Source organism: Pseudoduganella sp. RAF53_2, assembly GCF_052113985.1.
Lineage (GTDB): Bacteria > Pseudomonadota > Gammaproteobacteria > Burkholderiales > Burkholderiaceae_D > Rugamonas.
In genome coordinates this window covers 1-10,377 of record NZ_JBFRDW010000151.1, presented here as the reverse complement: position 1 = coordinate 10,377, position 10,377 = coordinate 1, and the positions used below count along the sequence as shown (strand labels likewise).

The following is a 10,377-nucleotide window of genomic DNA, read 5'->3' as shown; positions in this document are numbered from 1 at the left end:
GTTTCATGGTGGACCGATGATGACGGCCGGACCATGCTGACGTAAGGCTGTCCGATGACAGCCGCTGGGCTATATTGGTTTTGAAGGAGTGTTCTTGCGCGCGCGAAGGCGCAGGAGGGGCGTTAATGACGCGTTAAAAGCTTGGAACGCATCGAAGCCGGGGATAGACGCAGGCTTATCCTAAAAAAACGCTCTAACCTGCTGCGAGTATTTTCCACGTTTTATGGCCACGGCGCCAGAAATTTCCYGGCGCCGCCGTTCGACACTATACCTATTGATCCGGCACCAGGTACTGCTGCAGCATCTCGATTATTTCGGTCTCTTCTTGCGGGTACAGCGTGCCATCCCCCTGGATCGGAAGCATAGGCCTGGCAGGAATATCCCCCCACAGGTGAGGAAACTGCAGCTTGGTCCCACCGAAGTGCTGCATAAATACATAAGGCACCACAGATGCAATGGTCAAGCTCTCGGCGTCGGCGTCGAAATGAAAGGAACTTATCAGGCGCCGGCTCGCACCGATCAGCGGCTTTTTCCCTGGTAGTGCTGCCTTGCCGCCCTTGCTCTTGCCCCCCATAGAGGCGATGTACCTGGCAATGGTTACCGGGCTGTTAGTCGCCCATGGCGTACCATCCGGGCCTGTGCTGGTCTCAAAACGCGTATGGATGCGGTCCAGCCAGGCTTCGCCAATGCGCCGAAAGAACGGCTCTACGTCGCCTGTTCGCTCCAGCAGCTGGGCCAGCGCGTGCTGTACCTGGTCGGCTTTGACTTCAATATACGTTGACATCGATTACCTCTGCACTTGATCCATCAGCCGCTCACTTCACTACTTGCAGCAGTCCGTCATAAATGGCTGCCGCGATCTTTTCATCCGATAGCTTAAACGCCGAGATGATCTTGTTTAACGCTCCAGCGCGCTTTGCGACCTTGTAATCCAGTTCGATGGCAAGTTTCTGTTGGCTATTTCCCGCCGTTCCTAAGATATACAGCAGCATGCCGCTATTCGTATCAAACAACACTTGGGCTGGGCTGGCCAAGCCTTCTAACAGGCCAGTCCAATCCTGAATAGCCAACGTCTCGCCGACAAACTCACTGCGCACGCCAGCTTGCTCAAGCAAAAGACCGTCCTTCAAGACGATCTCCGCGCTGGCCGGCACGATGTTCTTGTTAGCGGCTAGCCAGGCGAGAACGTCAGGCGATATGGCGCCTGCAATTGTGGTACGGCCGCGCACAACCGGGTCGGCAAAGACCGAATTTACAAAATCCTGGTGGGCGGCGTTTCGCTCTGCCTGAAGGGGCGTTTGCATCACTTCATAGAGCTGTGAACCTATCGGCGCATCGAGTTTCACCAATTTGTCATCTATTAGCTGCTGCAGTGGCTTGTCTGCGTTCGCGCCAGGTGCATATGCAAACCCTCTGTCAATGCCTAAGGGAGCACCAGTTTTCGGATCAATCTGATCCCAACCGGGCGGAGCCTCGGCGCGCCCCTCGGCCTTCGCCTTTTCATATTCGCGCTGGTCTACTGCGAACACCCTACATTGACAGCCCCATCCATTGGGCGGAAAGTGCGTTTGCCAGAATGGGTGATCATATGGCAGCACCAATCCATTCCAAGACTTGTGCAGTTCCCTAGGGTGTTCGACGGTATCCGAATGCACGTATTTCCAGTACGGCGCGACCATAAGCAGCTTGGCATTAGTCAACTGCTTCCAGCGACCAGCGGCGTAGCTGGTGGCAATGTTAGTTTGATAGATGATTCGCATGCGCCAGGCTTCCCCTGCTTCGCTGCCTTCTCCAGTCCAGCCGGTCCAACCATGCCGCTGGACGAGTTTCCTGAAATCCTTACGGAATTCGTCCAGCCCTGTGCCCTGTTCGATGGCCTTCTGGACTGCCTGCCGCAGATCGTTCAAGARGTCTGCCTGCGCAGCGCCGGCCACGACAAAGGCGCGGTCGTGCGCGCCGTGCATGATGTCGTCCCAGCGATCTGTCGGCAGATTCAGCTTTGCCTTAAAGAAGTCCAGCTGCTCCTTAAATGGTTTGGATTTGGCAACGGTGACTGACACGCTATGCCCCCTCTTGCACGTCGCTCAAGCCTTTTAGTTCGGCTACGGCAAACGCTGTCTGCATGATTTTAACGAAGTTCTCTTCGGGAACTCCGCCGAAAGCTGCGACCAGGTCTCGCTGCAAGTTAGCCATGCTGGTGGCTGCGTTAACTTTTGCCAGGACATCCGCCATCACCGCCTCCCAAGCAGGTTGCGCTTCGCTGACCAGCTGCGCTGTCGCATCAGCTGTTGGATCGGGTAGCGGTGCTGCAGGCGCAGCGCCGATAGTCACCACACCTGTAAGGGCTGCCTGCGCTGGCTTATCGGCCGGAAGCACCTGCGGCGCAATGCGCAGCGTCTCCTGGCCGTCCGTGGGCTGAGGAATGTGCAGCCGTTCATGTGCCCAGTCCACGGGAACTTTGAAGCCCACGCCAACCAGCTTGGGCAGTGCGTCAGCATACGCCACCAGGTCTTCCGGCTCTTCTACATCGAGCACGAAGCGCGGGCAACGGCGTAACGCCGTCACACCAGGCCGGTTTAACACCACCATCGGGAATACCACGTCGCGGGTAATCGTTGCGGCCACCTGGCGCGCATCACTGCGCAAGATGTCGCGGCGCACTTCGGCATGGACCTTGCCCAGTGCGAAGCTGCCGCCACCCTTGGCGCCGGTATCGGCCGTTAAAGTTTGCCCCAGGATGACCTTGGATTCCGTCTTATCTGCCCAGGCCATCATCGCCAGGTGGCCGGACTCGCCACTGCCACTGGCAGCGGTCTGCAGCTCGATCTGCATGTCCGCCGGCATGATGGCGCGGGCATCATGGCCAAGAGCTGTCACGGCCCGCATCAGGGATGCCTTCTCGGCCGCCGTCGCGCTGTTGTTGTACTTACCCATGATAATGGGAAGGCCATAAGTCTCCAGGAACTCCGCGAAGTCACCCAGGGAATACGCCTTGTACAGGAACGGCCAGACCAGGGTTCGATAGAGGCCCATGCGGCCGGCGTAGCCAGTCTTTGCCTTGGTCGGGCTGTGCATGACCCAACCGAATGGCTGCAACGCGGCGCCATCTACGCTGCCATCCTGCAGCGTGATGGCGGTCCTGCCCATGTTCAGCTGGAACCATTCCTGGGGACGCGGATGGAAAGCAGGCAAGCGCTCGCCGTCTTCCTGGCGCCATTCAATTTCGATTGGCGCGAAGCCGTGGCCTACCGCATCCATGGACGACAGCAGCAGGTCTTCCATCGCGTCCGCGCAGTTCTTTAACGCTTCGCGTACCCAGTCGGTAGCGGCCTTTTCTTGCGCGGTGGCGTTTTCGGGCGGAATGACATCCCACGGCAGGCTGACGATGGCGCCCTTACGCTTGCTCATCTCGGCGCACAGGTGACCATCGCGCTCTTCCATGTCAGAGAACAGACGGTGCTGGTCGATCAGCGATCCCTGGTCAGCTGCCTGCAGGACCGCCTGCAGACGTGCCGGCGTCAGCCCGCTAAGCATCGGCGTTAAATACCGATTCTCCAGCGTCGTGATGCGCGCGGTCTGCGGCTCTCTCAGCTTGCCCTGGTCGATGGGCTGGCCGTAATGGTCAAGAATTTGGGTCACAACATGCTCCTAGAGCGTAAGTCGGCGTCTTCGCGGCCAGCCTGGCCACGGCGCCCGATTGATTGAAATCCCTCACAGATCGCCATGGGCGGCTCCATGCGGAATACGGCGTATGTGGCCAGAGCCAGTGCAATGGCGGTGTCGCCGTGACGTGCGCGGCCGTCGCTGCCTTTGGTGTGTGCGGTATCGGGCACCTTGGCCACGCCTTTCTCCAGGCGCACCAGGCGCAAGTCGGCCAGCACGTCGGCGTCCTTCGGGATGGTCAAGGTCTGGTCCTCAAATGCAGCCTTGAAGGCTGGCATGTTCTCCCTGTACCACTCGACGGACAACATGATGCAGGCGATGCGCTCTTGGCCATACTTCTGCGCCGTCACTTCCGCCAACCAGGAACCGTTGCCGCGCGCGTCCATGGCGCCGGCCCGGAAGCGCGGCAGACGATCCAGCATGTAGTGCAGGATTTGCTTCTGCTGTTCAAACGGCACATTGCGCAACTCCACCAGGAACGGCGTTACCAGTTTCAGCTCCTTGGTTTCGACCAAGGGCCAGAAACTGGTCAAGTCACCGCTGCGGGCGAAGTCTTCACCAAAGTAGTGGTCAAGGTTCGGGTCCAATTTGGCCAGAAGCGGCAGCAGAAACTCTTTGCACCAGTCCTCAGCTTCAGCTTGACGTATGCGCTCAGGCAGAAACGTAAACTCATCCGGCAGCGCCAGGCGCAGGACGGGGATGCCATCCTGCATGCAGTTCTCCACCAGCGTGCGCGACAGATAGGCACCGCTGCCAGAGCTGGGATTAACGTCCAGCTCTTCGCTGGCGTTATCACCATAGACGGCGTACATGGACGCAACCCACTCGGCCTCGGCTTTGGGGGACCAGACCTGATGGGTGGCCAAGCATATACGTTGAAATAGACCATCCTCGATAGCCGATTTGAATTCAATTCGGTGCACGCTATACGGCAGCTTGCTGGCGCGGCAGTCCTCGATCAACTCGTTAAACGGGTTCTGGTCGCCTTCATGCGTGGAGATAATCCGGACCTTGCCGCCCCACATGAGCAGTGCCATGGCGGCCTTAATGAGACCTGCCAAGTCATCGTGGAATGCCGCCTCATCGATCACCACGCGACCTTGCTTACCGCGAAGGTTGGATGGTCGGCTGGACAGCGCGGTGACGCGGAAGCCGGAAGCGAATCGAATGCCGAAGGTGACGATATCCTTGTCCTCGTCAACGAACACGGATTCTTCCATTTCAGACGCGGCCAGGCCGTAGTGTTTGGCCCAGAACGCAGCATCGCGGATAAACTCCTTCGCCATGTCCTGGTTGTAGCCGATGTACCAGGTATCGTCGCCGCCCGCGTCCGACGACGATGCGGCAGTCAGCGATGCATCTGCTGCCTCGGCCCAGGACAGACCAACGCGGCGCGATTTTTCGCAGACCTTGACCGGCGCCTTGTCAGCGATCCAGCGCTGCTGATACGGCAGCAGAACAAAAGGTGCCAGCTCGCTCATCCGGCAATGCCCAGAATCTGGCGCCGGATCAAGTCGGCGGTTTCCGGCGACAGGCCGGCTTGTTTAACGACTTTACCAACTTCGTCAGCGGCAGCAGCTGCGCGCGCTTTGACCTCAGAGGCAAAGCGCTTATTGCTGATCGATGCGCGGGACAAGTCAGCGATGGCACGCGTCATCTTGGCCAAGTCCAGGGACTTCGGATCAACCTGCATATCCAGGACGACGTTAAACAGCTTCTCCTGGGTCATGCGGATGAGTGCCTGGCTGACAGCGTCCTCATCGTCCTGGCTGCCCTCGATGACGGCCTTAGCCTGTTCGCTGACCAGCTTTAACGCCTTCAGACGATCACTGAAATCAGCACCATAGCGATGAATGCTGGACTTCCCAACGGTGAAGCCAGCGCCTGCAGCGGTGAGGCGGTCGTTAATTTCCGCCTCCAGCACGTCATAACCGGAGAACCCGTTTTCGACCAGGCGCGCATCGAGCCAGGCTTTCAGTTCGGCCGGCAGCTGCTCGACCTTTGAACGTGGCGGCATGCGCTCCCCTTACGATTTAACGGGACGTGCGATGCCAGGCTCGCAGTCGATGGTGTATTCGACCAGGTCAATGCCGTAGCGGATTAGCTTGGCGAACCAGCGGCCATCCGGCTCGCGGTGCACTTCCAGCAGGCAGCGCTCCTCCAGGTAGTCCAGCTGCTTGCGGATATCCATCTGAGTTGCGTCCTGGTACAACGCCTGCAGCGTCTGCAGCAGCAGTTCTTCGTAGCAGCCAACAGGCTGGGCGTTATACAGGGTCAGCAGCAGATACCAACGCATACCCTCACGGCGAATCTTGGCTTGGTCAATCATTGTGTTTGCCTTTCAGTTGCAGAATTTCCATCTTGGACGATATGGTGTCCAGCTTGCTTTCGATGATGGTCTGGTTGCGGATGTAGTCCTCGCGGCGGACATATTGGTTTGGCAGTTCCGCGCGCCAGGTCAGGAATTCACGCTCCAGCTGCTGCACCATGTCCAGCACTTTGCTTTCCTTGGCCAGGTGTTGCTGCATGGTCTGGCGCAGGTCGCTGTGCGAGGCGGCGGTGGCGGCCTCCTGGGCGTTGAACCGCTCGGACAGGCGTTTTTCAAACTGGGTGAAGAACATCTGGCCGACAGCCCAGCAGGCGCCAGCGCACGTAATGAGCAGACCAATCAAGTGCCACAGTTCCAGCTCCACCTTCATGGATAGCCCCGCGTGTGAACGCGCAGGGCATATTCCTGCTCTTCCTGGCATGCCAGGCACGTCTGCACACCTGGCATTGCGACGCGCCGCGCAGGGATGATGTGGTCGCCGCATGCTTCGCAGAACTCGGCAGAGTCTGCTACGGTCTTGTCGCGCAGGCCGGCGCGCTGTTGTTGGGCCTTCAGGGCGCGGTCCCGTGCCTCTTGTTCGGTTTGCACCGCGTTGTCTGCGATATCGGTCATTTCGTGTCCTTAATCCACTGCGCCAGGCCTCGCAGACGCTCCCGGCATTTGTGGTAAAGCTTCGCAACCTGAACATGGTTGCTCAGCAGGTTTGTCATCCGTCCGTCCTGCGGTGGCGGCAGGTCCGGGCAGTCGTCGGTCAGTTGGGCTGGCGGGTTCAGTGCCGGCGTCGTCATCGGCGTTGGCGGCAACCCATGTGCGCAGGCCGTCAGCATCGAGGCCGCAATCAGTAGCCCCAGCGTGTGTTTGTGCATAGTTCAATACCCTTTGCTCAAGTTTCTGGAAATTGGCTTCAGTCCGCGCAAGCTTCGCGCTGGTCTTGGTCTCGACGGCCAGGCCGGCGTTTGCTTTCTGGTCGTGCTTTTCGATGCCCACGACAAGTTGCGTGCTTTGTTCCGCGGCTGCTGCATTGGTCGTGTTCGTGACGGCAAAGCGGTAGGTCCACAAGAGCGTGCTGGCCCAGAGAATGGCCAGCAGCAATGCCAGGCGCGCAGTCATACGCAGCTCCCCGCGCCCCAGCCAGCAGCGATGAACAGCGGCTGCCAGCGGCCAATGATTGCCTTCGGATAGTTGCGGTTCTCGCGAAACATCGCTGGTGCGCGGCCAGCGTTAAACGGCTCGACGTCGTCATGCCGTGCGGGATTCCTGCCGGCTGCGGCTGCGGCCCTGCGGTCGCGCCTGGTCCAGCCGGCGCCGCCGTTGTAATCCCACAGTGCAAACCACATGCGGTCACACTCGGTTTCGCCGGCCTCCTGTGTCATCAGGCGATGCATGTACCRCGATTGCGCACGCAAGGCCCAGACAGGGTTGGTTGGCTGATTGTTCGCCAGTTCAGGAAACAGTCCGCTAATCCAGCTGGCTGTATCAGGCGTGAACTGTGCAAGGCCCGACGCATAGGCCGACTTTGCATCAGTCCTGCAGGCAGACTCCTGGGCGAGCTGGCCAGCGAGCGTGGCGACTGGGGCGTCCATGCCGAACACCTGGCGCGAATTGCGCACCAGGTCACGGCGATATTGCAAGCATTCGCGAGGAATAGTCGCAGCCTGGGCCAGGCTAGCGGACAGCAGATAGCAGAGAACCAGTAGGCGCAGCATTACGCCCCCAGCGCGCCTGCTACCATGGCGAAGCCGATCACGATCGCACGGCGGATGCTCGCAGCGGAGCGCTCCATGGGCGTCAGATCGGGGTTGTTCGGGCGGGTGGTCGGTGCCACGCCACGGTCAAACCAGTAGCCAACCCAACCGCTCAGGGTTACCTGCGCGGTCTTGAAGATGATAACGGGCAGCTGGACTGGCGACATCAACGCCACCAGGGCGATGAGGGCCACTGTTACCAGCAGCCATTCGACCATTCGGATTTTTTTCATTGCGCGTACCTTTTCCTGCAGTAGCAGGGGCGGATTAAAGAAAATCGCTCAAGAGAGAGCGAGAATCTGCAGAGTACGCGCGCGCGTAAGAGCCAGCGAGGCTGCCCGATGACAGCCGGTGGCGAGAGGGGAATTTACAGAAGGCTTAACTGACGGGAATCGACAACCGCAACCTTTGGTTGACGGGTCGTTTGCTTCAGGACGCGCCATACATGACGCTCGCTGAGGCAGAACTGCTCCACCAGGCAATGCACGCTGTCGCGGCCAGAGCGCTTTTCAATTTGCGTCAAGCGGTCATATTCGCGGTGGATTCTAGCATTGCGCACATCGTTCAGCGCATCGCGGCATTTCGGCACGGTGAAAGGATCGCTGCCGAAATGATTCAGCAGCTGACCTGCAGCAATCGCGCCAACAGCCTCGGTTAATCGCTCGATGCTTTCGCCGGTTTTGTATAGGCGCAAGGCCTTGCCACCATGCCGGTCCACCAGCAGCAAGGTGGCGGGCAGACCGATAATGCCTACCAGGCGCTGCGCGCTCGGTGGCAAGTGGGACAGATCGGTTTCCATAAACTACTCCGTTATAGCGCCGGCCGCCTTGGCGGCGCGGCGGGTTGCATCGATTGCCAAGGCCGCGATGACCTTGGCCAGCTGGACGCCATTGCAGAACTCAACGCGCTCAACCTTGTCTGTCGTGGCAAAGAGCTTCTTAACCAGCGCATCGGCGTAAGACCAGGGGCGGCCGGCATCAKCCAGCAGCGCCTCGATCTTGCGCACCTGTGCCTTGCGGTCACCGCCGACCCGTGGGCGCGGCCTGCCTGCGTTCGTGGCCTTCGCAGGTTTGAAGCCACAGCGCTGCAGGTGCGCCAGTACCCTGGCAGCGCCGTCATGCGTTAAATTCTTGGCCGAAGCCACGCCGCCATGGGCGGCCAGCATGGCGCGATAGGTGGCGTCATCCATGCCAAGCTGCTTTTTGGCGATGTGGATTTTTGCCAGGTCAGCGCTGCGGATCATGCAATCTCTCCGRCAGCYGGGTYGATAGCCGCGTCAGTTGCGACAATCGATTTCAACGCTTCATAACCCATGAACTCCACTTCAACGCTTTCGCATACCTGGCACAGGTGTGACAGTGCAGAACGTCCACTTGGCCAATCGGGCAAATAAAGTGTGTATGTCGAGTCGAAATAGCCCAGGCTGCGCGCCATACGTTTCCCGTAGTCCTTCTGAGCGCGCTCGCGCTCTTTTGCGGAATAGAGTTGCCGGACAGATTTGCGCAGATATTTGCTTTCCGGCGCCTTGGCATTCGGGTGACACCAAGCCTGGTTAAACTTGCCGTTCACATAGGTCATTACGCGGTACGCCATTGCCTTAAAGCGCTGAACTGTCAATGTGACTTCGTGGCCATCGCAACGCAGGATGACCACGCCCAATGGCTGCGACAGCTCGGTCAAAATTGACTCCTTAACTTCCTTATTTAACGTCGCCATATTAGGCCTCGCCTTCAAGTGGTTTCATCACGGCCGCAATCCCTTCGTCCTGACCAACGGCGTATTTCCCGTATCCTGCCGGCCTGCCGCAGAAGGGGCAGTAGGTGGCCACGCAAGGCATTTCCTTGCCCTTGGCACTGCTGAAACCTTTGGCAGTGCCACGGATACGAAAAGGGATATTGATAACAGCGACCATGTTCATGTCACGCGTCACCGCCAGCCCCGTGGCCTGGCATTCGGCGCGGATATCCTGGCCGGCCTGCTTTGTGATGAAAGGGGCGGACGCCAGCTTCGTTCCCACTTCTTTAACGCAGTTGCAGTTCATGCTTAGACCCCCGCGATGTCCAGCGGAATCAGCGAAAACTTCTCGCTGTCGCCCACGCGTTCCAGGATGCGAATGTAAGACTTACTGCCGTTGACCTGCACTGCGTCACTAATCGCCTGCATGGCGCGCATCCATTCCTCGTCAGTGATTTTGTAGCGACGCAGACCCAGCACGCGGCCGGTGTTGATGTTGCCCGCCTTGTCTACCTGGAATGCGTCATGCACCAGCACCTGCAGTTCTGGCTGGGCGCCCTCGCTCCATCGCTGCAGGCAGCTGTCGATAAGTGCCTTGGCGGCTACCAGGCGCTCGTCAAACGTCAGACTTTCCTGGATGGCGCGCTTGACCTGGTATTTGCCGTCATAGGACTGCAGTGTGACGTTGCCTTTGTCACCGCCCACCTTGACGGAATATTCGCCCGCGCTCAACTCGATGAACGCCTGCACGTCCGCGAACAGTTCGCCCTTGAGCTGCGCCAGCTGGTCGGACATCTTCTGCGCCTTGCTCACCATGTCCATCACCAGCTTGTCACGCATCAGGTCAATTTCCTTGATCTGTGACACGGGAACCAAATGCCCTTTGGGATTGGTCATGTATTCGGT

General features: G+C 59.1%; 16 protein-coding genes. All 16 read right to left on the bottom strand.

All coding sequences use genetic code 11. From position 1 onward, the window contains the following. Positions 1 to 271 precede the first annotated feature (271 nt). The 16 genes from AB4Z11_RS11360 to AB4Z11_RS11285 all read right to left on the bottom strand — a co-directional run bounded on the left by AB4Z11_RS11360 (position 272) and on the right by AB4Z11_RS11285 (position 10,368). Positions 272 to 784 carry a phage virion morphogenesis protein gene (locus AB4Z11_RS11360; RefSeq protein WP_442025356.1) on the bottom strand — a complete coding sequence of 171 codons (513 nt, stop codon included), beginning with the start codon at positions 782 to 784 and terminating at the stop codon, positions 272 to 274. A 31-nt stretch (positions 785 to 815) separates the two neighbouring features. Beyond that, entirely contained in the window at positions 816 to 2,060 is a 1,245-nt protein-coding gene (locus AB4Z11_RS11355; RefSeq protein ID WP_442025355.1) for a phage minor head protein, read from the bottom strand. Between the two features lies 1 nt (position 2,061). Continuing rightward, complete coding sequence (locus tag AB4Z11_RS11350; RefSeq protein WP_442025354.1) at positions 2,062 to 3,639, bottom strand: DUF935 domain-containing protein; 1,578 nt, start codon at positions 3,637 to 3,639, stop codon at positions 2,062 to 2,064. Then, a complete protein-coding gene (locus tag AB4Z11_RS11345) occupies positions 3,636 to 5,144 on the bottom strand; it encodes a hypothetical protein (protein ID WP_442025353.1) in 1,509 nt (502 codons plus the stop codon). The genes AB4Z11_RS11350 and AB4Z11_RS11345 overlap by 4 nt, the downstream gene beginning before the upstream one ends. Further along, complete coding sequence (locus AB4Z11_RS11340; protein ID WP_442025352.1) at positions 5,141 to 5,680, bottom strand: DUF3486 family protein; 540 nt, start codon at positions 5,678 to 5,680, stop codon at positions 5,141 to 5,143. The genes AB4Z11_RS11345 and AB4Z11_RS11340 overlap by 4 nt, the downstream gene beginning before the upstream one ends. Before the next feature lie 9 nt (positions 5,681 to 5,689). After that, the gene (locus AB4Z11_RS11335) at positions 5,690 to 5,992 is read right to left on the bottom strand and encodes a hypothetical protein (protein ID WP_442025351.1); all 303 of its coding nucleotides are present in this window, start codon (positions 5,990 to 5,992) and stop codon (positions 5,690 to 5,692) included. After that, positions 5,985 to 6,362 carry a hypothetical protein gene (locus AB4Z11_RS11330; protein WP_442025350.1) on the bottom strand — a complete coding sequence of 126 codons (378 nt, stop codon included), beginning with the start codon at positions 6,360 to 6,362 and terminating at the stop codon, positions 5,985 to 5,987. The genes AB4Z11_RS11335 and AB4Z11_RS11330 overlap by 8 nt, the downstream gene beginning before the upstream one ends. Next, entirely contained in the window at positions 6,359 to 6,604 is a 246-nt protein-coding gene (locus AB4Z11_RS11325; RefSeq protein ID WP_442025349.1) for a TraR/DksA C4-type zinc finger protein, read from the bottom strand. The genes AB4Z11_RS11330 and AB4Z11_RS11325 overlap by 4 nt, the downstream gene beginning before the upstream one ends. Before the next feature lie 9 nt (positions 6,605 to 6,613). Continuing rightward, a complete protein-coding gene (locus tag AB4Z11_RS11320; protein WP_442025348.1) occupies positions 6,614 to 7,102 on the bottom strand; it encodes a hypothetical protein in 489 nt (162 codons plus the stop codon). Further along, on the bottom strand, positions 7,099 to 7,698 hold the full coding sequence (locus tag AB4Z11_RS11315) for a transglycosylase SLT domain-containing protein (protein WP_442025347.1): 600 nt from the start codon (positions 7,696 to 7,698) through the stop codon (positions 7,099 to 7,101). Before AB4Z11_RS11315 ends, AB4Z11_RS11320 begins: the two co-directional genes overlap by 4 nt. Next, on the bottom strand, positions 7,698 to 7,970 hold the full coding sequence (locus tag AB4Z11_RS11310) for a putative holin (RefSeq protein WP_442025346.1): 273 nt from the start codon (positions 7,968 to 7,970) through the stop codon (positions 7,698 to 7,700). Before AB4Z11_RS11310 ends, AB4Z11_RS11315 begins: the two co-directional genes overlap by 1 nt. A gap of 134 nt (positions 7,971 to 8,104) precedes the next feature. Beyond that, positions 8,105 to 8,536, bottom strand: coding sequence for a Mor transcription activator family protein (locus AB4Z11_RS11305; protein ID WP_442025345.1), 432 nt, complete (start codon positions 8,534 to 8,536; stop codon positions 8,105 to 8,107). A 3-nt stretch (positions 8,537 to 8,539) separates the two neighbouring features. Beyond that, positions 8,540 to 8,980, bottom strand: coding sequence for a gp16 family protein (locus AB4Z11_RS11300; RefSeq protein ID WP_442025344.1), 441 nt, complete (start codon positions 8,978 to 8,980; stop codon positions 8,540 to 8,542). Continuing rightward, complete coding sequence (locus AB4Z11_RS11295) at positions 8,977 to 9,417, bottom strand: hypothetical protein (protein ID WP_442025343.1); 441 nt, start codon at positions 9,415 to 9,417, stop codon at positions 8,977 to 8,979. The genes AB4Z11_RS11300 and AB4Z11_RS11295 overlap by 4 nt, the downstream gene beginning before the upstream one ends. Positions 9,418 to 9,454: 37 nt before the next feature. Further along, positions 9,455 to 9,778 (bottom strand): hypothetical protein, encoded by a 324-nt coding sequence (locus tag AB4Z11_RS11290; RefSeq protein ID WP_442025342.1) that lies wholly within the window; start codon positions 9,776 to 9,778, stop codon positions 9,455 to 9,457. 2 nt (positions 9,779 to 9,780) lie between these two features. Further along, the gene (locus AB4Z11_RS11285) at positions 9,781 to 10,368 is read right to left on the bottom strand and encodes a DUF3164 family protein (protein ID WP_442025357.1); all 588 of its coding nucleotides are present in this window, start codon (positions 10,366 to 10,368) and stop codon (positions 9,781 to 9,783) included. Positions 10,369 to 10,377: the final 9 nt, after the last annotated feature.

Bases quoted from the DNA above. Each gene is read 5' to 3' on its own strand.
- AB4Z11_RS11285 (WP_442025357.1), bottom strand. From the start codon at position 10,368: ATGACCAATCCCAAAGGGCATTTGGTTCCCGTGTCACAGATCAAGGAA.
- AB4Z11_RS11325 (WP_442025349.1), bottom strand. From the start codon at position 6,604: ATGACCGATATCGCAGACAACGCGGTGCAAACCGAACAAGAGGCACGG.
- AB4Z11_RS11360 (WP_442025356.1), bottom strand. From the start codon at position 784: ATGTCAACGTATATTGAAGTCAAAGCCGACCAGGTACAGCACGCGCTG.
- AB4Z11_RS11310 (WP_442025346.1), bottom strand. From the start codon at position 7,970: ATGAAAAAAATCCGAATGGTCGAATGGCTGCTGGTAACAGTGGCCCTC.
- AB4Z11_RS11335 (WP_442025351.1), bottom strand. From the start codon at position 5,992: ATGATTGACCAAGCCAAGATTCGCCGTGAGGGTATGCGTTGGTATCTG.
- AB4Z11_RS11330 (WP_442025350.1), bottom strand. From the start codon at position 6,362: ATGAAGGTGGAGCTGGAACTGTGGCACTTGATTGGTCTGCTCATTACG.
- AB4Z11_RS11305 (WP_442025345.1), bottom strand. From the start codon at position 8,536: ATGGAAACCGATCTGTCCCACTTGCCACCGAGCGCGCAGCGCCTGGTA.
- AB4Z11_RS11340 (WP_442025352.1), bottom strand. From the start codon at position 5,680: ATGCCGCCACGTTCAAAGGTCGAGCAGCTGCCGGCCGAACTGAAAGCC.
- AB4Z11_RS11345 (WP_442025353.1), bottom strand. From the start codon at position 5,144: ATGAGCGAGCTGGCACCTTTTGTTCTGCTGCCGTATCAGCAGCGCTGG.
- AB4Z11_RS11320 (WP_442025348.1), bottom strand. From the start codon at position 7,102: ATGACTGCGCGCCTGGCATTGCTGCTGGCCATTCTCTGGGCCAGCACG.
- AB4Z11_RS11290 (WP_442025342.1), bottom strand. From the start codon at position 9,778: ATGAACTGCAACTGCGTTAAAGAAGTGGGAACGAAGCTGGCGTCCGCC.